Annotated in this window: 21 protein-coding genes; 14 read left to right on the plus strand and 7 right to left on the minus strand. The window is 49.1% G+C overall.

Annotated features, from left to right (window positions below; genetic code table 11):
• From KKD83_03795 to KKD83_03820, 6 genes are all read left to right on the plus strand, one after another.
• Positions 1 to 331, plus strand: a 331-nt coding sequence (locus KKD83_03795) for a transposase (GenBank protein MBU2535276.1), incomplete at its 5' end; no start/stop codon positions are given.
• Between the two features lie 52 nt (positions 332 to 383).
• Positions 384 to 1,973 (plus strand): restriction endonuclease, encoded by a 1,590-nt coding sequence (locus tag KKD83_03800; GenBank protein ID MBU2535277.1) that lies wholly within the window; start codon positions 384 to 386, stop codon positions 1,971 to 1,973.
• 18 nt (positions 1,974 to 1,991) lie between these two features.
• Entirely contained in the window at positions 1,992 to 3,065 is a 1,074-nt protein-coding gene (locus tag KKD83_03805; protein ID MBU2535278.1) for a ParB/RepB/Spo0J family partition protein, read from the plus strand.
• A 221-nt stretch (positions 3,066 to 3,286) separates the two neighbouring features.
• Positions 3,287 to 3,967, plus strand: a complete 681-nt coding sequence (locus KKD83_03810) for a hypothetical protein (GenBank protein MBU2535279.1) — start codon at positions 3,287 to 3,289, stop codon at positions 3,965 to 3,967.
• Between the two features lie 28 nt (positions 3,968 to 3,995).
• Entirely contained in the window at positions 3,996 to 4,859 is an 864-nt protein-coding gene (gene tcmP, locus KKD83_03815) for a three-Cys-motif partner protein TcmP (protein MBU2535280.1), read from the plus strand.
• A 14-nt stretch (positions 4,860 to 4,873) separates the two neighbouring features.
• The gene (locus KKD83_03820; protein ID MBU2535281.1) at positions 4,874 to 5,128 is read left to right on the plus strand and encodes a hypothetical protein; all 255 of its coding nucleotides are present in this window, start codon (positions 4,874 to 4,876) and stop codon (positions 5,126 to 5,128) included.
• A gap of 162 nt (positions 5,129 to 5,290) precedes the next feature.
• On the opposite strand, the gene argB is transcribed toward KKD83_03820, so the two are convergent.
• On the minus strand, positions 5,291 to 6,082 hold the full coding sequence (gene argB / locus KKD83_03825; protein MBU2535282.1) for an acetylglutamate kinase: 792 nt from the start codon (positions 6,080 to 6,082) through the stop codon (positions 5,291 to 5,293).
• Between the two features lie 17 nt (positions 6,083 to 6,099).
• Entirely contained in the window at positions 6,100 to 7,305 is a 1,206-nt protein-coding gene (gene argJ, locus KKD83_03830) for a bifunctional glutamate N-acetyltransferase/amino-acid acetyltransferase ArgJ (GenBank protein MBU2535283.1), read from the minus strand.
• A 93-nt stretch (positions 7,306 to 7,398) separates the two neighbouring features.
• Between argJ and KKD83_03835 the strand changes: the two genes are divergently transcribed.
• From KKD83_03835 to KKD83_03845, 3 genes are read left to right on the plus strand one after another with little or no spacing between them, the layout of a single operon-like run.
• Entirely contained in the window at positions 7,399 to 8,148 is a 750-nt protein-coding gene (locus tag KKD83_03835; protein ID MBU2535284.1) for a fumarylacetoacetate hydrolase family protein, read from the plus strand.
• 30 nt (positions 8,149 to 8,178) lie between these two features.
• The gene (locus KKD83_03840) at positions 8,179 to 8,745 is read left to right on the plus strand and encodes a hypothetical protein (protein MBU2535285.1); all 567 of its coding nucleotides are present in this window, start codon (positions 8,179 to 8,181) and stop codon (positions 8,743 to 8,745) included.
• Positions 8,746 to 8,784: 39 nt separating this feature from the next.
• Positions 8,785 to 9,285, plus strand: coding sequence for a DNA-binding protein (locus tag KKD83_03845; GenBank protein ID MBU2535286.1), 501 nt, complete (start codon positions 8,785 to 8,787; stop codon positions 9,283 to 9,285).
• 77 nt (positions 9,286 to 9,362) lie between these two features.
• Here KKD83_03845 and KKD83_03850 read toward each other — a convergent pair whose 3' ends face one another.
• Together KKD83_03850 and KKD83_03855 are read right to left on the minus strand one after the other, a co-directional pair.
• Positions 9,363 to 10,853, minus strand: coding sequence for an amidohydrolase family protein (locus tag KKD83_03850; protein ID MBU2535287.1), 1,491 nt, complete (start codon positions 10,851 to 10,853; stop codon positions 9,363 to 9,365).
• Positions 10,854 to 10,947: 94 nt separating this feature from the next.
• Positions 10,948 to 12,216, minus strand: coding sequence for a tRNA-dihydrouridine synthase (locus KKD83_03855; GenBank protein MBU2535288.1), 1,269 nt, complete (start codon positions 12,214 to 12,216; stop codon positions 10,948 to 10,950).
• Between the two features lie 318 nt (positions 12,217 to 12,534).
• Here KKD83_03855 and KKD83_03860 point away from each other — a divergent pair, with 318 nt between their 5' ends.
• The 5 genes from KKD83_03860 (at position 12,535) to KKD83_03880 (ending at position 18,995) form a co-directional block, all read left to right on the plus strand.
• Positions 12,535 to 13,578 carry a cysteine synthase family protein gene (locus KKD83_03860; GenBank protein ID MBU2535289.1) on the plus strand — a complete coding sequence of 348 codons (1,044 nt, stop codon included), beginning with the start codon at positions 12,535 to 12,537 and terminating at the stop codon, positions 13,576 to 13,578.
• A gap of 77 nt (positions 13,579 to 13,655) precedes the next feature.
• Entirely contained in the window at positions 13,656 to 14,924 is a 1,269-nt protein-coding gene (locus KKD83_03865; protein ID MBU2535290.1) for an ArgE/DapE family deacylase, read from the plus strand.
• A 403-nt stretch (positions 14,925 to 15,327) separates the two neighbouring features.
• Positions 15,328 to 16,191, plus strand: a complete 864-nt coding sequence (locus KKD83_03870) for a xanthine dehydrogenase family protein subunit M (GenBank protein MBU2535291.1) — start codon at positions 15,328 to 15,330, stop codon at positions 16,189 to 16,191.
• Positions 16,192 to 16,202: 11 nt separating this feature from the next.
• The gene (locus KKD83_03875; protein MBU2535292.1) at positions 16,203 to 16,667 is read left to right on the plus strand and encodes a (2Fe-2S)-binding protein; all 465 of its coding nucleotides are present in this window, start codon (positions 16,203 to 16,205) and stop codon (positions 16,665 to 16,667) included.
• Between the two features lie 15 nt (positions 16,668 to 16,682).
• The gene (locus KKD83_03880) at positions 16,683 to 18,995 is read left to right on the plus strand and encodes a xanthine dehydrogenase family protein molybdopterin-binding subunit (protein ID MBU2535293.1); all 2,313 of its coding nucleotides are present in this window, start codon (positions 16,683 to 16,685) and stop codon (positions 18,993 to 18,995) included.
• 68 nt (positions 18,996 to 19,063) lie between these two features.
• Here KKD83_03880 and KKD83_03885 read toward each other — a convergent pair whose 3' ends face one another.
• The 3 genes from KKD83_03885 to mocA are packed head-to-tail and all read right to left on the minus strand — an operon-like array spanning position 19,064 to position 20,922.
• Positions 19,064 to 19,615 (minus strand): nucleoside-triphosphatase, encoded by a 552-nt coding sequence (locus KKD83_03885; GenBank protein ID MBU2535294.1) that lies wholly within the window; start codon positions 19,613 to 19,615, stop codon positions 19,064 to 19,066.
• A gap of 7 nt (positions 19,616 to 19,622) precedes the next feature.
• The gene (locus tag KKD83_03890; protein ID MBU2535295.1) at positions 19,623 to 20,318 is read right to left on the minus strand and encodes a hypothetical protein; all 696 of its coding nucleotides are present in this window, start codon (positions 20,316 to 20,318) and stop codon (positions 19,623 to 19,625) included.
• Positions 20,302 to 20,922: a molybdenum cofactor cytidylyltransferase gene (gene mocA, locus KKD83_03895; protein ID MBU2535296.1), complete on the minus strand. Its 621-nt coding sequence runs from the start codon at positions 20,920 to 20,922 to the stop codon at positions 20,302 to 20,304. Before mocA ends, KKD83_03890 begins: the two co-directional genes overlap by 17 nt.
• Between the last annotated feature and the right edge of the window lie 15 nt (positions 20,923 to 20,937).

Raw genomic sequence — 20,937 nt, forward strand, 5'->3', positions numbered from 1 at the left:
GAGAGCAAAGAAGGCAACTTGCCCGCTGCCCGAGAAGTGTCCGCTAAAAGCAATTTGGGTTCGCCCGATTCACGATTATCGACGCTTTGGCTATCGGGTGGCCAGAAAAACAGAGGAGTGGGTAAATCTTTATAACCACCGGACTGCAATTGAACGCGTAAACTCTAGACTTAAATGTGAACGACGGCTAGACTCGCATTGTTTTCGTGGGCTTGACAAAGTAAGATTTCACTGTAGCTTGGCTGTTTTGAGCTTATTGGCGGGCGCATTAGTTAAGGCGATGCGAGGTGAGCTTGAGGAAGTGCGGGTATGTGCGAGAAGGATAGCATAAATTTCAGGGTTACCTAATTCAAGTTATGATATTATGATATAAGGAAAATGCAATGGAAACCAACATTCTTTACTATGGCGACAATCTAGACATTCTCCGGAAGCATATTCCCGATAAGTCTATTGACCTTATTTACCTTGACCCGCCTTTCAATAGCAAAGCGACATACAATATCCTCTTCAAAGAACCCACAGGTAAGCCATCGCAAGCTCAAATAACTGCCTTTGAGGATACTTGGCACTGGGGTGATGAGTCAGAGCGAGCCTTTCAAAAGATAGCTGATACTGCCCCAGCCAACGTAGTTGAGATGATGACTGCTTTTCGGCAGTTTATACACGAGAATGACATGATGGCTTACCTGACAATGATGTGTATCAGGCTTTTAGAATTAAAAAGGGTTCTCAAAGATACCGGCTCGATTTATCTACATTGCGACCCTACAGCAAGCCATTACCTGAAGATTCTAATGGACACCATATTTGGTGCGGAATCTTTCAAAAATGAGATTGTTTGGAAAAGGCAAAGTGCACACAGCGATTCTCGTGGCTACGGGTCAGTGCATGATGTCCTGCTGTTTTACGTAAAAACCAATGAATATGTTTGGAACAAGACGTTTCAGGGTTATGACGAAGGGTATGTGGAACAATATTACAGATATACTGACGATAATGGACGCTGTTTTATGTCCGGTGACTTGGGTGCTGCTGGGTTACAGGGTGGCGGTTACGAATACGAGTGGAGGGGTATCAAAAGAATTTGGCGAGTACCTTTACAGACTATGGAGCGTTTAGAAAAAGAGGGACGAATATTTTATACCAAGAATGGTATCCCCAGAATCAAACGATACCTGGATGAAGCCAAAGGCATGCCAGCGCAAGATGTATGGAATGACTTGGAGTCTTTGAGGTCATGGCATGCTGAACGCCTAGGATATCAAACTCAAAAACCTGAGAGTCTGTTGGAGCGGATTATTCAAGCCAGTTCCAAAGAAAACGATGTAGTTCTTGACCCCTTTTGCGGTTGTGGCACAGCTTTAGTTGCCGCTCATAAGCTCAATCGCAAATGGATTGGTATTGATATTACTCATTTAGCCATAAGCACTATGAAATGGCGTTTGGAGCAAATGTTTCCTAGTATTAAGTATAAGGTAATTGGTGAGCCTATAGATTTAGCAGGGGCAAAAGAACTAGCTAATCAAAACAAGTACCAGTTTCAATGGTGGGCACTATCACTTATAGGGGCACGCCCCTACGGCAATAAGAAAAAGGGAGCTGATACTGGTATAGATGGCTATCTCTACTTTATGGATGAGAAAGATAAGGTTAAAAGGGCTATTGTGCAAGTTAAGAGTGGCGGAGTCTCAGTGAACCTCACAAGAGATTTGAGAGGGGTTATTGATAGAGAAAAGGCAGAAATTGGAATATTTATTAGCCTAGAGCCACCAACTAAGCCAATGGAGACGGAAGCAGTATCGCAAGGGTTCTATAGGTCTCCTTTAGGTAAAGACTATCCTAAAATGCAAATCCTAACTATTGAGGAGCTTTTACATAGTAAGAAACCTGACATACCGCCCTGGCTATCGCCAGTTCAAGCTCCACCAATATCAAAGAAAAAAGAAGGTAAAGAGGTTAAGATGCTATAAGGAGGAGTAAGTAGACTGATGGATATAGCCATAGATTTAATCAAGCCAAGCCCATATCAACCAAGGTTAGACTTCGACCTGGAAGACCTCAGGGGCAGCATCATGAAGGATGGGATAGCATCACCGATTGTTGTCCGTCAGATAGATACCGGCTACGAGCTAATCGACGGTGAGCGGCGCGTCAAGCTGGCAAAGGAATTGGGCTACAAAACTGTGCCCTGCCAAGTTATAGAGGCCGACAATGAAAGGGCGATGCGACTAGTGTGGAGGCTTAATGTCGAGCGGAAGGACTACACTCCAAAAGAGAAGGCACACCATTTCCGAACATGCCGAGAGAGAGAGGGAATGAGTCTGCGCGAGATAGGTAGATTATTTGGCTATGACCATCATGGCATCTTAATGTACCTGAATGTCTTCAAACTACCTGAGGAGTACCAAGAAGCAGTCTGGCAAGGCAGTATACCGATAGGAAATATTAGAGAATTAGAAGCACTGTTGGGTAGTGGGGAATATGCCCCACAGGAAGTCATAGATTGGCTTGACCAAAGATTATCCCAGCCTGAGCTACAAAAAGCCCTCAAGCCTACCCTTGCTAAGTACAAAGAGAAACAGATAGAGAAAGCGCAAGAGGCTGTTGGTGAGATTGCACCGGAGATAACACTGGAAACCCCTGAAGATTATGAGAAAGCAGCTCAAGCTCTGAAGGAAGAGGCTAAAAGAAGGGCTGAAGAGGTCATGACTCCTGAGGAGAAGGCAGCCCAGGAAGCTGAGAAACGGGCAAAAACTGAAGCGCAAGCAGCGATCCGGGCCCAAAGAGAAGAGGAAAGGAAGCAACAAAGGGAAGAAGAAAGGCGGCGTTTGGAAGAGCGGGCTATGAGGAAGGCCAGGGCGGAATTAGCTAAGGACCCCGATTTTATTAGACAGGTAATCAAAGAACAGCAACTTTCTCTGGATATCTCGGTCCCCCGGCAGGCTAGAGAAGAAATGCCGGTGGTCGAAGGGACTGTTTACACTATCGGTAGAATAGAGTGTGACAAGTGCGGAAAAACCTATACGATTAAGTGTGACGGAAAGAGAAATTGGCTAGAATAACACTTTTCGACCTTAACTCTAAAGCTAAGCCATATGAGGAACCTGTTCCCAACATAGATGGGGTGGTTGTCTATTTTGACAAGACGCCTGATGACATTGTGTGCCCTCACTTCTGGGAATTGAGATGGGCCTTTGGTTGTCCCTTCGATTGTGCATATTGTTACTTGCAAGGTACCGCCAGAGGACAGAAAACGCCAAGGCCTAGAAAAATCGGGGGCGTATTGGCAGCTATTGAAAAAGCCTTCAACCACCCCTACTTTATTAAGCATCCATCTATTTTTAATAGTGGAGAATTAGCCGATTCTCTAATGTTCCCCGAACTGATGGCTCACATAGCAGATAAATTCGAACAACAGACTAAACACAAACTCTTGCTGTTAACCAAATCAACGAATACGAAATTTCTTTTAGAGAAGCCTCGGACACAAACAATTGTCAGCTTTAGCATAAATGCAAATGAAATCTGGCAGCGTTGGGAACACAAAACGCCTGCACCTGAAAAGAGAATAGAGGCTGCCAGTTCACTTCAGAAAGCTGGGTATGAAGTTCGGGCAAGAATTGACCCCATTTTCCCCGTCGAAGGCTGGAGAGACCATTATTCGAGGCTACTTGAGCTGTTATTTGAGTATCTCCCCAATGGCCCGGAGCACATCACGTTGGGCATGCCCAGGGGGCTCAAGAAAACGTTAATTTATTCTCGTGACCGTAGCTGGGCAGAAGGCTTAACTGAGAAATCGGGTTGGGGGCGAAAGTTACCAGCTGAACAAAGGCGAGAGGTATATTTGTTTTTCCTGCGAAATTTAAGGGCGTTTGGCTTCGATACAGAAAAGGTTGCTCTGTGCAAGGAAACTAGCTTATTGGTAAAAGAACTAGGCATGGGACAAAGGTGTAACTGTATCTGATGATTTTACTTGGTGAAGAGGGGTTCGTATGTCCCTTCAAAAAGAGGTCTATCACATAATAAAGCCCCATTCCCGCTCTAAATATAGGGTTTTGCAGGGATATTGGCAAGAATGTGCTCCGACGAGAAGGGATAGGATACTCTACTGTGATTTGCATGCTGCAACCGGGAAGATATGGGACAAAGAAGGACAGCTATTTGGAAATGGCTCTGTTTTGATTGCTGCCCAGTCTCCTATCTGTGAGCAGATTCACGCTATCGAAATTAACCGTGTTCGTTTTGAGCAACTGAAAAGGTGCGTAGCAAATTTTCCAAAGGTCTCAATTTATCACAGTGATTGTAATATAGTAATTCTGGAAATCTTGGCTAGCCTCCCCGCAGGAAGGAAAACGTTCTTTTTCCTTGACCCTGAGGGCCTAATATATCGTAAGACGATAGTGCCTTGTCACGAACTACACTGGGAGACTGTGGAACGTATAGCCAACGTTCCGGGAAGTGAAATCTTAATTACGCTCCCTCTTTACGCTCCACTTCGCGAGATTGGACACATATGGCGAAATGCTACATCGAATAGGGCTCAAAGGGCCACTGAAAATCTCACGGCTTTCTTCGGAACCGGAAATTGGATGATAGGGCGTAAGGAATATCGTAGATGGCCAAGAATCTATTGCAGAGACAGATTGGCTCAACATTATGAATATCGGGGTGCTATCTTCATTGTGAACCAGACTCGTGCACCGCAGTATTACCTGCTTTTCTTATCTAATGAGGCTCAAAGCTTTGCCGCGATGCAACAAATCATGGGACGGGAGTTCAGCAGGGTAGGTCGTCAGTTACGGCTTCCGTTCTCTAATTCCGAATCACCAGTTTTCACATTCATTTATGAAGACTAATGGAGGTAAGACAGATGAAAGCTTGGCGTTGTATTAAGTGTGAGCAAAAGATTAAGATTGTTGCACAGAGGCCCGCGGAAGAAGCCTATAATTATGGAGAATTTCCTAGATGGGTTCAGATGCACGCTGGGGAAGTAGATAGAGGAGCATCAGGCATAAAGCTAGAAGTAAAAGATATTGAGGGTTTCGTAGCCAGAGGGCGACTTTGTGAACGTTGCATCGACGAATTAGTCGAGAAAAACCTACTTAACGTGACAGGGGGAGGATAACCCATTTGCCTTAACATAAAGTTTCGCCCTTCCCTACTTCAAAGGAGAGGGGGAGATGTATGGGAGAGGGGCTTCGCCCCTCTAAAACTCCCCTTTTCATTACAGAGTTTCATCTCGCTTTGACTTTTTCTTTTATGGGACTTCGCCGCTCCTTAACTCGTACTAGTCCCCGTAAATTGTGGTGCCGCCGCCACGCCCTTCAATCTGCTGGCGCAGGGCATGAGGCTGCCGCCCATCAATGATGCACGTCGCCGCAGCGGTGTTCACCACCCGGATACAGCCCCGTATTTTGGGAATCATGCCTCCTGACGCCACGCCTGAGGCGACCAGCTCTTCGGCCTCTCTGGCGGATAATTTGGACAGCAGCGTGCCTGATTGGTCGCAGATACCCGGCACGTCGGTCAGGAAGACGAGTTGCTCCGCACCGACGGCGGCAGCTATTTCGCCGGCAAAGATATCCCCATTTATGTTAAGTATATGTGGCGCATCATCGGGTCGGTCAAAGGCATAAATGCCCAGCGGAGAAATTACCGGCACATAGCCCGCCTGCAGCAACGTGTCCAGCAGTTCTGTGTTTACCTGTACCACCTTGCCAACGTAGCCCAGCTTTTCGTCTTCCAGCCGGCACTGCGCCAGCGCACCATCGGCACCGCTGATACCTATGGCGCGACCGCCAAGCTGATTTATCCCGGCCACGATTTCCTTGTTGACCAGGCCAGCCATCACCGCCACCGCCACTCCCAGCGAATCCCTGTCGGTTACCCGCTGGCCACCCACAAACCGGGTGGCAATGCCGTGTATCTTCAGCCATTCGGTGATAAGCTTGCCGCCACCATGCACTACCACCAGTCGTTCGCCCTGCTGCTGCAGGTGGACGATATCCTCAACGGTGGTGTCATTGCTCCCCAGCGCCACCCCACCTATCTTGACCACAATAACCGGATTGCGTTCCATTCTAATACGCCAGTATTTCAAGTTGTGTAGTGGCTGTTAATCCTGACATAGTCCTCGGTCAGGTCGCAGCCCCAGGCCACTGCGCTTCCGCTCCCCAGATTCAAATTCAAAGTAAAAAATACTTCAGCCTGATTTAAGTGCTTTACCGCCTCGGCATGGTCAAACGGCTGCGGTCGGCCCGCTTTCACCAGGCAGATAGTATCAAGGTAAAGGTCTATCCTAGACTCCACAATTTCCACCCCGCTCCTCCCGGCCGCCGCCACAATCCTTCCCCAGTTGGGGTCGTTTCCATAGATGGCGGATTTAACCAGCGCTGAACTGACCACGGTTCTGGCAACCTGTCGCGCCGCCGCTTTGTCCGGCGCGCCCTGAACCGTTACCTCAAAGAGCTTGGTGGCTCCTTCGCCATCGCGCGCCATAACCCTGGCTATATGGATGCAGAGCCCTTCAAGCGCCTGCTGGAACATCTCGGCCTGCTCAGTACCTGATGAAATCACCTCGTTACCGGCTAATCCGTTGGCCAGCAACAGTACAGTATCGTTGGTGCTGGTATCACCGTCAATGGAGACCATGTTGAAGGAAGCATCCGCCGCCTGCTTAAGCGAGGACTGAAGAAACCCGGAATCAACCCTGGCATCGGTGGTCAGGAAGCAGAGAAACGTGGCCAGGTCGGGATGAATCATTCCCGCGCCTTTGGCCGCCCCACCGATAATGTAGCCACCTTCCTTCACCATTACCGCCACTTCCTTGGGCACCGTGTCCGTGGTCATGATGGCCTTCGCCAGCTCATGCCCCCCATCACGGGAGAGCGCTATCTGCTTCACGCCGGCGCGCACTCGCTCCATCGGCATCAGCTGACCGATTACCCCCGTGCTCGCCACCAGAACCTGCTCGGGAGGAACACCTATTGACGCAGCTGCCAGCTCGGCCATCTCCTCCGCATCCACCATTCCCTGCTCCCCGGTGCAGGCATTGGCGCAGCCGCTGTTGATTACCACACCGGTTGCCTTCCCCCTTGAGAGGCGCCGCTGGCATAGCATCACCGGTGCCGCTTTAATCCGGTTCCTGGTAAACAGGCCCGCAGCGTCGCAGGGCACTTCAGAAGCAAGTAAAGCCAGGTCCAGATTTTTTTGCTTCTTGATGCCAGCATATGTCGCGCCAGCGACAAAACCTTTCGGGGAAGTAACCGTGCCCGAAGAAATGAATTCAAATCCGGCGTTCATATTACAAAAACTATATCACACTGGATATGCCAAAGCAACGCCTATCAGCTTCAATTTGACATCCATAAATGGTGATGATAAACTTTAGCCGCTATGAAAATTGTAAGATACAGTATCGGCAGCAAAACTGAGTACGGTATCCTGGATGGCGAGCAGGTCCAGGTTATCGACGGCACACCATTCCCCGAAATCAAAAAGCTCGACCAGTTCCACAAACTCAGCGAGGTCAAGCTCCTGGCACCCTCTGAGCCGACCAAGATTGTAGCCATCGGCCTCAACTACTACAGCCATGCCAAGGAAGTCGGGCAGCCCGTCCCCACGGAACCGGCGATGTTCTACAAGCCTTCAAGTGCGGTCATCGGTCCCGAGGATAAGATTTACAACCCCGGGTCCACCCGAGTTGACTACGAGGCGGAGCTGGGCGTGGTCATCAAGGCTCAGGCAACGAAGGTGAGCGAAAAGGACGCCATGAAGTATGTACTGGGCTACACCTGCTTCAACGACGTCAGCGCCCGTGACTGGCAGAAGAATGACTCGCAGTGGGCAAGGGCTAAAGGCTCGGATACTTTCGCGCCATTCGGCCCCTGGATTGAAACCGAGCTTGACCCGGGCAAGGTGATGCTGGAAGCGTACCTCAACGGCGAATGCAAGCAGCAGGTGAACACGAGCGACCTTGTCTTCGCGGTTCCGGCCCTAGTCAGTTATGTCTCCCAGTTTATCACCCTGTTCCCGGGCGATGTTATCGCCACCGGAACACCGGCTGGCATCGGCCCGATGAAGTCGGGTGACACCATTGAGATAAAGGTGGAAGGCATCGGTACGCTGCGCAACTACATCGCTTAGTCAGCGACGACGGATAACCTGAAGATATCGATAATGGAATCAAAGACCGTCTACTTTGAGCGGCCCGGCAGGGAGAATACGGAAGAAGTGCTGCGCATTGTCGGGCAGCGCGCCGGGGAACTCGGTATCAAAACGGTGCTGGTGGCATCGACGCGTGGTGATACCGCGGTGCAGGCCGTGGAAACATTGAAAGGCCTCAGGGTCATCGTGGTGACCCACAGCCACGGCTTCCGCGAGCCGAACAGCCAGGAACTTACCGAAGAGAACCGCCAGATAGTTGAGAGCAAGGGCGGCGTGATTCTTACCGCTACCCACCTTTTCGCCGGCATCAGCCGCGCCGTGCGCAACAAGTTCAACACCTACCTCATCGGCGACCTTACCGCCAGCACACTCAAAATTTTCGGCGAGGGCATGAAGGTAGTCGTTGAAATCGCAGTCATGGCGGCGGATGCCGGTCTGGTGCGCACCGATGAGGAAGTCATCGCCATCGCCGGCACCGGCCGTGGCGCCGATATCGCGGTAGTGCTCACGCCGGCGAACTCGCAGAACTTTTTCGACCTCAAGGTCAAGGAAATACTCTGCAAACCGCGTTTGTAGAGCTTTACAGCTATTTATAAATAAGGAGGTAAAAAGTATATGGGAGAATTAGGAGCGCATTATGCCATCGGTAAAGCCGGAAAATTAATCCCGGCACGATTGAGGACAAACACCGATATCACCGCCGGCCTGAAGGCCGTCTGCGAGGAGAACGGCATCAAGTACGGCGCGGTGCTCTTTGGCATCGGCAGCATACGAAAAGTGACCTATCAGATACTGGCGCCCAAGCCGGAGACCAAGCTCGGGGCTGGCTACACTGACCCCGCAACCCTCCCCGGCCCGATTGAGGTCATCAGCATGCACGGCATCGTCTTCCAGTCGGACGACGGCCAGACACTGCTGCACCTGCACGGCACCTTTTGCGACAAAGAAGGCAAGGTCTTCGGCGGGCACATCGTGGCCGGCGAGAATCCGGTGCTGGCCACACTGGACGCGTACATCGTCGAGAACGTTGGCGCGGAGACCATCCGCCAGATGGACGAGGACATCGGCATGGGCGTGGGCATACCGCAGGGCCACTTCGCCAAAGTAAAAGCATAAAGACCTATTAAATTCAGTGACCTCACCCCCTCAGTCCCCCTGGCGAAACTATAATTGGTGCGCCAGGGGATTGCCATCTACCACGCCGAGTAAAGGCGTATCAACTCATCAGTCATAGCCCGGCGCAGCTTTTTAGATTCAGGGTCATCACCCTTAAGTTTGTACTTTTGCCTGATGTCTTGAAGCAATTTCGCTTCGTCGATCCGGTTTGATTTGCCCTGCTCCACAACGGGACACCCGTCGATAAAAACAGTATCAACATGCCTTTTAGTGGCTAGATGAAGGATGATAGAGAGCACATCAGCCTCCGGGCCGATGAATGGCTCCTCTATTTTCAAGAAGTCTAACAGTATTAAGTCAGCCTTCTTTCCTCGCTCCAAAGGACCGATAATATCTTCAAACTGGGCTATTTTGGCTCCGTTAGCTATGTTCATGTGCAGTATAACCGAACTGGGGATTGGGCTGGCGTCTATCCTCCGCGGGCGCTGCAATATTGAGCATAACCTCATTTCCCGGAACATGTCTTCATCATCATCCAGGGAGGTGCTGTCCATTCCCAGCCCTACCGAGAGTCCTGCCTCAAGCATCTCCCTGATGGGAGCCACACCGTTGAACAATCTCAGATTGCTGCTGGGGTTGTGGGCTACCTTGCAACCAGCACTTGCCAGTTTTTTTATCTCCTGCCCTGTCATTTGAACTCCGTGTACCAGGGTTAACCTTGAATTCAATAAGCCCAATTCTTCCAGATAGCCGATAAGCCCGCCGGGATACTCCCGCTCACCATACTTCCTCTGCATCGGACTCTCCAGAACATGGGTATGGATACCGATACCTTCCAATTCAGAGCGCTCCTGTATCTCTTTGAGGAGCTGTGGGGTACACCATTGTGGGCCTGCTGGGCCAAAAAGGAAGCGGGTATGGTCACCTTCATGCTGGCTCCTCAGCTTGTCAAAGGCCTGAAAGTACTGCGCCGCAGTGGGGTATCGAACAGGGATTTTCCCTATCTTTCTTAAGGAATCAACAGCATAGGCGGGAAGGCTTGAGATAAAGGCACCGTCATCCAGATAGGCAAATTGATGCCGGTCTCTGATAAAAGGCGCAAAGGCCACCCGCAATCCCAGGTCCTTGTAAGCCTGCAAGCAAAGGTTCATCACCTCCAGATGGTTTTCACTGTTGGCCTCGCTGAAATAATGATGGTGTACCACCGTGGTCACCCCTGATTTGAGCATCTGCAGCCCATCTAGAAGGGTATTTTCATAAAAGATAGGCACTCTTTTGCCATCCGGGTGATACCAAGTGTTGATAAACCAGCGCTCCAAGGGTTCATCCCCGGGGCCTACCCGGAGCAGGTTTACCCCGAGGCCATGGCTATGCGAGTTCACCAAACCGGGCAGAACCACATGGTTGGGGGAACCGTAAACCTTCACCGGATTGTAAATAGCCTGCATCTCGCTGAACGGCCCCAGGTCAAGGATGGTTCCACCATCAAATACCACAGCTCCATCCTCTATCACACTCCCCTGGATATCACCGGTTAGAACATACCTCCCTCTGACTGCTTCTGTCATCTCTCACCCCCTTGTACTCGCTATGATAACGTGGCTTTCGGCTATCGCCACTTCAAATGCCTGAAGAATACTGGACAAAGCTAATCTCTGATTCTTAAGCTTCTCTTTTTAAAGTAATGGCTCCAGGCTTGCATACCACCATACATAGTCCACAGATGGTACATTTGGAGCGGTCTATACGCAGGTTTCCGTTTACCTCCTCAATAGCATCCATCGAAGCATCCCGGCAGGCAATAAGGCACATCCGACACATATTGCACTTCTCCCGGGAAAGCTCCATGTGACAATCCGATGGATATACTTCCGGTATTGCAGCGGTGGAGATATATCTCACCGTATGGCCTCTGGAGTCCTGTTTTTCGGCAGTCACGAGATACCTCAGGGCATGGCCCCTAAAGTCTTGTATTGAGCTGTATCCCTTCTTTGCCATATAACTTTCCAGTCCACTGCGCAACCTTGTGCCCAGACCAAGCCCGTACCACATCATCCCGGTGCCCACCTGAACATTAGAAGCACCTGCCAGTAGGAACTCGACGGCATCTCTCCAGTCAACTATTCCACCGATAGCGCTAATCGGAACATCAACGGATAGGGCCAGGTTGGCGCAGATACCCAAGGCAATAGGCTTGATTAGCGGGCCAGATAGTCCCGAGTAATGACAGCGCCCCTCTATATCACTGGACAGGGGCATTTCTGTTTGAATATCAATGCCAATAAGCCCGCGCACTGTGTTGATGGCCGATATAGCGCTGCAACCGGCCTCCTGGCATGCCGTGGCTACAGCGGAGATATCAGAAGCATGAACCGTCAACTTGGCAATGACTGGAAGATTCGTGCCGGAAACCGTTGCTTCGACTGCCCTGCCCGCTTCTTCCGGGTCTCCACCCACCCGCGCCCCTCCCATAGAGGACTGCATCGTAGGTCTATAGGATGGGCAGCTTAGATTCAGCTCTATCGCGTCGGCGCCAGCCTGCTCACACTCGTTGGCCATCTCTCCCCACTGGCCATAAGTGCTGCCGATTATGCTAACGATTACCTTTATGCCTGCGGCGTGGGCTGCTTCAGTATCCCTCTTCAGCTCTTTTATCAAAGATTTGCTATAAATATCCAGTTGTGGTCCGGCGTTCTGCATAGCCACTATCCTGAACTGGGGTGTAGTCCACAGGTACGGCTTTAACTCCGGGTCATACTTTTCCTTAGTGATGACGGTCTTTGTTACCACACCTGACCAGCCGTTCTTGGCTATCTGCTCGGCATGCTTGTATATCTCGCCTATTCTTGTGGTAGACGGCGCAGAGGCAATAAGAAACGGAGTTGACAGATGAATTCCGCAAAAGTCTACCCCAATATCAATACCTGGCATAATCCCCTCTAATTCAATTCTTCCTGAGGCTACTTGCCGAAGTCGGGACAATCCTTAGTATGACAGAAAAACCCTACAGGTTCGGGAAGGGTTTTTTCTTATTTTTGAAAATATCTCTCGTATAACTTTCATATGGTGAAACACTATCACCTGGTCGGTCTTCTAAATTGATTCACAAATCTAACATTAAATTCACTAAAATGCAACGATTCTCAGACGTTTGATAATTTAGGGGATTGTCCAATCGGGTCATTCGGTTATTGACGGTGAGGAAAGAATAATCTATCATCCACACTACAGACATAAGAAGGAGGCAAAATGATAGACTGGGGAACACGAGGAAAGGTTGCTCAAAACATACTTGAAGTGATAGCTCTTACCCCGCTGGTGAAACTAAATAAAGTAACCGAAGGAATAGGGGCAGATATTTTAGTCAAACTGGAGTGGTTTTCTCCTACCGGCTCGCTTAAGGACAGAATCTATTATCAGATGATTACGGAGGCAATAAGGAATCAGGCTTTAAAACCAGGTATGGAAATCCTGGAAACTTCCACCGGTAATGCTGGAATTTCTTGTGCTTTCATAGGCACGGTATTGGGTTATCCCGTCACTATTATTCTACCTGATGGAATGAGTATTGAGAGAACGAAAATTATAGAAGCCTACGGAGCAAAAATCATCTATACTCCCGGGGCTGAGTCAGATGTGGACCTTTGTCTGATAAAACAGGAGGAAATTATAAGAGAAAATCCGGGGAAATATTGGGTGCCCAGCCAATACACTAACCAGGACAATATTATGGCTCACTATCTCACGACCGGCCGTGAAATTTGGGAGCAAGCGGGGGGTAAAGTAGATGCCTTCGTGGCTACTCAGGGAACAGGGGGAACGATTACCGGGGTAGGGAGATATATCAGAGAAAGAAACCCTGAGGTGCTTCTCTATGCTGGCGAGCCTGCTGAAGCACCGATGTTGGCAAGAAGATTATGGGGCTCCCATCGGATTGAGGGTATCGGTGACGGATTTGTTCCGCGAAATCTGGACGTAAGTTTACTCAATGGTATTTCCCTATCCACTTCAGAAGAGGCCATTGAAATGGGGAAGAGGTTATCTTTGGAAGAAGGATTATTTTGCGGCATCTCATCGGGGGCAAATGTAGTTGGAGCTATCAAGCTGGCCAAGCGACATCCAGAGCTTAAGGTAATCGTTACAATGCTCAATGATACCGGGCAGCGTTACTTTTCCACTCCATTATGTGGCGTTGAAAAGCATATTGAGATTCCCGAGAGAGAGCACAACTTTGATGATTATACTATAGCGGAACTTGATAAATATCAGGCGGGCTGGGAGATTATCGAGTGAGAAAGAGCTTTACCTTCTGGGGGAGACAGGTCAAGGTTATGCAGGATTTTGAGATGTTTCAGAGCTAGGGAGGGAAAATGAAAACAGATATAGAAGGAGAGGTTCTGAAACTCATCGAAAAAAGACGAAACGAAGTCATTGAATTTCTTGGGAAATTAGTATCTTTTCCTACTGTGACCGGTGACGAATCCGAAATTCAGAAGTTTATTGCCCGCCAGCTTGAAAGTATGGGCCTTGCCGTTGACATATGGGAACCTGAGCATGAGGAGCTAAAGAAACATCCTGCCTATGTTCCCGTCGAACGTGGATATGTGAACCGCCCGAATGTTGTCGGAATATATAAAGGGACAGGAAACGGAAAGTCTTTAATTCTCAACGGCCATGTTGATGTCATCCCTCCGGGGCCTTTAGACGCCTGGGTGCACCAGCCATGGGCAGGAGATATTGAAGGGAATCGGTTGTATGGAAGAGGGGCTTCAGATATGAAGAGTGGTTTGGCAGCAATGACAATGGCCTTGGATTGCTTAATACGTTTGAACGTCAGGTTGAAGGGAGATGTAATTCTTGAATATACAGTAGATGAAGAGCAGAGTGGAAACGGAACACTGGCTTGTGTAATGAGGGGGTATCAGGCTGATGCTGGTATTTGTTGTGAGACCAGCAGCCTTCATGTTCAACCGGCTTGCATAGGGCGGATTTGGTTTGAAATCTCCGTTCGGGGGAAACCAGCTGGAATCCAGAGGAGGTGGGAAGGGGTAAACGCGATAGAAAAGGGATACGCAGTTGTGGGAGCTGTTTCGAGCCTTGAAAATATCAGGATTAATGCATTGAAACACCCTCTCTATCCTGATAATCGAAGTACGCTTCCCTGCATGGTCGGTATGTTTCAATCCGGCACGTTTGCCAGTGCGTTCCCTGATACCTGCCTGCTTAAAGGGAGTATCGCTACTCTGCCTGGAGAAGACACAAATGAGGTGAAACGAAGCTTTGTTGAACATATCCTGGCTTTCTCACAGACAGACCCCTGGCTCAAGCATAGCCCACCTGAAGTTAGATTTGTGGGCTATTGTGGTGACCCTGCCGAAATATCTCCGGAACATCCGATCGTCAAAGCCGTGAGTGAAAAATTTACCGTTGTCACCGGGGAAAAGCCTCAAATTACCGGCAGACAGGGAGCAGCTGATACCAGATACCTTATAAAATACGGTAATACGCCGACAGTAATTTTTGGCCCGGGCTTGACAGAGCAGATGCATGCCACCAATGAGTGGGTGGATATTAACTATCTGATTGATGCTACCAAGATTTTGTCTCTGACCATAATGGATTGGTGTGGTTATGAATAGAGAGCGGTTATGCCCATCTCCGGACCGGGTCTCTCCGGGAATTCCGCCATTGTTCTCGTTCCGATAGACAAGTGATGCACTTGACAAAGCGAGGAGTAGTGTTATAATCCTTCTTTGAGGATTTGGAAAGCTAACCAATTGTTAAACACAAAGATTGCCCAACGCTTATGAGGTTAGCATCTATAGAGAAGTAGCCAAAAAATCCCTTAACCACGCTCAACCGCACGGAAAAGCCAGATGCTTTGTCCAAGTTGTTGAAGCTCGGGCTACTAATGTATAATCGCAGAGGCGGGAAAGCATACTGACGGCGGATTCAGCAGTACAGAATCCTGTTCTGCAATGCTGTGCTACCTGATGGAACTCAAACTTCGACGGCATGCGAACTCAGAGTAGGGAGCGAAAAGTGGATTTTCTCTATGAAAAAGCGAGGTCTCTCAGGGAGGCGTTGGAGCTAAAATCCAAATATAGAGAGAATGCAGTATTCATTGCCGGCGGTACGGCTCTCCTGGTTGACATTAGAAATGATGTTTTAAAGCCAGAACCCGAGGCTGTTATCGATATATCTGCTCTTGATGAAATAGACTACATAAGACAAGAAGGCAGCCAGATAAGCATAGGCGCTGTAACCAAAATTTCGGCACTTCAGAAATCCCCGATAGTGCAGAAAAGTGCCCCTATTTTATCCCAGGCTTGTAAGCAATTTGCTAACCCGTTGATCAGGAACCGGGCAACCCTGGGCGGTAATCTAATCAACGCTTCACCGGCTGCTGATATGGCAACTCCTTTGCTAACACTCGGAGCGACAATTTTATTGAAGAGCATCGATGGAGAACGTACGATACCTGTAGAGGAATTCTTTTCAGGGGTGAAAAGGACCAATCATAGAAATGATGAATTACTTGCCGGGGTAAGGTTTAACGAGACTCAGGGGAAGAGATGCCAATTCCTAAAAATGGGGCAGAGGAATGGGACGGCCATATCTCTTGTTTCTCTTTCGCTTATGTTCGATGTAGCAGATGGCGTAATCAAAGATGACCTGAAGCTCGCCCTGGGGTCAGTGGCGCCAACGCCTATAAGAGCATATCGGACTGAGGACGCACTCCACGGTGTTGGACCTTCGCTGGAGAATATAAAGCGAGCGGGCAATATATTGAAGGACGAGGTAAATCCTATAAGCGATGTCAGAGGGTCTGCGGAATACAGGCGGGAGATGTCTGCCGCACTATTGCAAATTGCTTTTCAAAATCTCGGTTACGGTGAATCATAAGAGAAGCAGAGATGAGCGAAATTAGAGAGATAAAAGTAAAGGTCAATGGCGAATGGGTCACCGGGCTGGTCAAACCAGGTATGACACTGCTGCGGTTCTTAAGAGATAACGGCTTCACTGAGGTAAAGAAAGGATGCGGTGCGGGAGAATGTGGTGCTTGTACCGTGCTCCTTGACGGTGATGCTATTACATCCTGTCTCGTTCTGGCCTTGCAGGCAGATGGCAGGGAGGTAGTCACCATCAAAAAGAAAGACGACCCACTCCTGGAAGCCCTAAAGGAGGCCTTTGTCAGCCATGGTGCTGCGCAGTGTGGTTTTTGCACACCGGACATGATAATGACTGCCAAATGGTTGCTGCATGAGAACCCCAGGCCAACCCGGGATGACATACGGGACGCTTTGTCTGGTAATTTATGCCGGTGTACTGGCTATCAAAAGATTGTTGATGCTATCGAGTATGTTTCAAGAGACCTATAAGGAAAGTTTATAAAAATGGAATACAAACATAAGGAAGGGCGGACATTTCATTCGATAGGAAAGAGGCTGGACGGCATTGATGATAAAGCCAAGGTCTCCGGGAGTGTCATTTATGCAGATGACTTTGTCATGGAGGGAATGCTCCATGGTAAGGTCTTCAGGAGTGTGAAAGCCTCAGCAAGGATAAAATCTCTGGATACTACCGCTGCTAAAAATCTTCCTGGCGTGGCCGCTGTAATCACCGCGGAAGATGTTCCGAATAACCGTGCCGTTACCGGTGCTGTAGGTCAGATGACCGAGATGGGTCAAGCGCAAACGGTTCATCGCTATGTCCTTGCTGAAGACAGGGTGAGGTTCTATGGCGAGCCTATTGCCCTGGTCGCAGCTGAAGACCCTGATATTGCCGCAGCAGCCTTGAAACTGATAAAGGTCGAATATGAGGACCTCCCTGGCGTATTTGATACCGAGGAAGCGATGCAAGAGGATGCCCCCAGAGTGCACAATGGATCAAATATCATAACCCATTGGGGGCTGAGAAAGGGAGATGTCGGTAAGGGTTTTAGCGAGGCTGATATTATCGTTGAGAATACATACACTTCGCAGTTCCAGGAACATGCTCATATTGAACCCGAATCCGGGGTAGCCTGGATAGATGATGATGGTGTGGTAAATCTGAGGGTCGCCACTCAAGTTATCGAGCAATACGTGGAGATAGCTCATATTTTAAGGATACCCGAAAGCAAAGCGCGGATTAGAGGCACTCTGATGGGAGGAGGATTTGGGGGCAAGGAAGACCTGACAGTCGAACCTTATATTGCTTTGCTTGCCTGGAAGACCGGCCGACCGGTGAAGTTGACTTACGAGCGGGAAGAGATGATGTACGGGAGGCATAAGCGGGTTCCATGCAAGATGTACTATAAACACGGCGCTACCAAAGATGGTAAATTGGTGGCCATGGAGGCAAGGATAATCGGGGATAGCGGAGCCTACGTATATCTTAGCCATTGGGTTCTCCTTTACTGCGCCGTCCTCTCCACAGGGCCGTATTATATTCCGAACATCAAGGTTGACGCCTATCCCGTATTGACAAACAACATTTATACCAGTGCCTGCCGGTCATTTGGAACAATGCAGGTGGCAATCGCCTACGAATCACAGATGGATATACTGGCAAAGGAACTGAAGATGGATGCGGCAGAATTGAGGGTCAGGAATTACCTGAAGAAAGGTGATGAAACCGGGACCGGGTATCGCATTGAGTCCGAAGTCATGTTGACACAGACGCAGGAGGCTGTCCTGAAAGCCCTTGGAGACCGAACTGAGCCCAATGCACAGCATATAAAAGTAGGAAGAGGTTTCGCCAGTTGCTGGTACCCCTACGGTAGGCAGTGCCGAATGCACGATGCTTCGTCTGCCTGGGTTGGGATGGAAATGGACGGAAGTGCCGTCGTGCGATGCGGAATCCCTGACCTTGGTGGTGGACAGAGGGAGTCATTACGACAGATAACCTCTGAACTGCTCGGTGTTCCTCTGGAGAAAATACATGTAATATCGGCAGATTCACAGGTTACCCCGCTGGCCGGTACAGTGACGGCCAGCAGAGCTTTATTTATGTCTGGAAACGCTGTGAAAATGGCGGCAGAGGCTATCCGACATGACCTGCTTCAAAAGGCATCAGAGTTGCTTAAGGTGGATTCTGAAGACCTGGATATTTGGGATGATGAGATATTTGCCTTCAGCGACCCAAAGACAAGGATACCTCTATCACAGGTGGTCAAAGCTGCCAAGGGTGAGGGTAATCGTCTAGAAGCTCTGAGGACCTTCAGAGCTCCGGCGACAAAACCAGTTACCTCGGACATATTGGAGGGTCAGATATTTTCTGATTTTACCTTTGGGTCACAGGCAGTTGAAGTTGAGGTGAATACGTTGACTGGCAGGGTAAATGTAATCAAGGCGGCCAGTGCTTTTGATGTGGGTACGGCTATCAACCCAAAGAGAGTAGAGGGTCAGATAGAAGGTGGGATGACACAGGGGGTGGGATTTGCCCTGATGGAGGAATTCATTGAAAGGCAGGGCATACCGGAGACCGATAGTCTGAGGACATATCTGGTGCCTACGTCAAAAGATATCCCGGATATTAAATCAATAGTGATGGAGTCCCACTCTGGTAAAGGTCCGTTCGGGGCTAAGGGGATTGGTGAACCTACTATTGTGCCTACAACGCCGGCGGTACTGAATGCTATCTACGATGCCGTAGGTGTGAGAATTAAGAAGACCCCCGCCACCTCTGAAAAGGTATTCTATCATTTGAAGGAAGGCGAGAAATAGCATAGCGGCTGAACCCTGCCCAATTGTTGTACGGTCTGGTTTAGGCTTGCTGTCGAGAAGCAGCTTCCTTAAGGTGATTCTTTCAGCTGGAGGGTCTCTTTGTTATCCACCAGTTTTTCAGTCATTAATGCCTCTATCTCTTGAGGTAACCGGTTACGCCGAGACAAAGTAGTGTGAAAGATAAATGGCTCAATGTTTAGCTGACTCAAAAACGCGGAAAGGAGCTCCTTGCGGATAACCAGAACGCAGTTTCTGACTTTTCCGGTTCTGATTAGCTCGATGACCTTGACGAAACCTTCTCCTCTGAGTTCCAAATGGCCGATTTCATCAACCACAAGGATTGCCGCACAAGTTCCCTTATCTATTGCCTGAATTCCAAAGTCGATACCCTCTGGATTGAAGAAATACCTGGCAGTGCGTGGGCCATCATACACATTATTGATGCTGCCCAGCGTTTCCCTTTGCCCGGATTGGATATCTTCCACGATGATGCTTCCGTCCGCCGTCTTGTAGGTTAAAATACCGCCGCACGTATATCCTCGGCTTTGCAGTACTTCAACAAGCCTGCGGCAAACCGTGGTTTTACCAACACCTATGGTGCCAGTAACGACAATGACCATGTTCCATTTAGAGCCCAGCCATGATGACTATAGCACTGACTCCCCAGCAAAGACATATGATGGCTGCCGATGTAGCGTAGTAGAGGGGTCTGCTTATTGAGACAGAGAGGGTTTTAGCCGCCAGCTTTTCGCCTACCAGATAGCCCAGAGGTAGGAATATGCTGAAGAAAGCGGCCTGCACTACACCCTGATTTGCGATAAAGCCCCCAACACTACTAACACCCGTGCGTTCAAAGAGAGGAGCATTCATTACATATACAGCAAAGTATACATAGACGGTGGCACTCCCGAGGCCAGCCAGGAACCCGGTTCCGATACCTGCAAAAGCGTTCTTAGCAATTCTGTTCATCATGAAGGCGGCTACAAGACTCACGACAAGCGACTCAAGAATAATTGCCATAGCCGGATTTATTATGTAGATAGCACTGATGGGTACAAAGAGAAACCAGACATTGAGCAGCTTAAATGAAGCCGCCACGATTCCTATGCCTGGTAGCATAATTGGCTTTCTGTAAATGGCCAGCGCCGTGCCCATAATAGCCACCCCGATACCACTCATGATAGCGCCTTTATTCGGAAATATAATCATATTTAAAAATCCGCCCAAGGTAGCCTCAAAAAACCCCCAAACGGAGCCGAATACCAGAATCGCGATGATTACATGTATTGACTTTATTCGCCTGTTTTCAGTGTCTTCCTTCATGTAGTTTACCTCCCAAGCATTCATTATCTAACTTTATTGAGTAGTAGCTTTCCACGGTGTCGATGTCAATGCAGACACTTTCACAATCAACGGCCACCTCAAAGATGTCCTCAGGGTGCTGTGCAATTATTTGCCGCCCTCCTATATCACCCTTTAGTTGTAGTAGTTGTTCCTTATATGTCATAGCAAAGATAACCGGGTGTCCTCTCCTACCTCGGTATGTTGGGATGACGATGCCTTTATCACAGCCAGAGAATTCATCTATCAGCCTGCTGATAGTCTGGCTGTTTATAAGCGGTTGATCACCTAAGGCAAGCATAACCGCTTGGGTTTGGTCACCAACCAGGCTTAGCCCAGCTATTATGGAGGCACTCATCCCTTGCTCATAATCAGGGTTTATCACCCACCTGACCGGTTTAGCGGCCAAGACCTTTCCTACTTCTTCAGCTCGGTATCCCACAACCACGATAACTTCGTTTGCCTTGGAGTCTAAGAAGTTGTCAACGGTCTGTTCCAATACCGTGCTTTGCCGCCAGCGCATGAGCTGCTTCAGTCTGCTCATGCGCTCTGATCTGCCCGCCGCCAGGATTATCGCCGAGATCATTATTTACTTCCCTTA

Source organism: Chloroflexota bacterium, from assembly GCA_018829775.1.
In the GTDB taxonomy this organism is placed as follows: domain Bacteria; phylum Chloroflexota; class Dehalococcoidia; order Dehalococcoidales; family RBG-16-60-22; genus E44-bin89.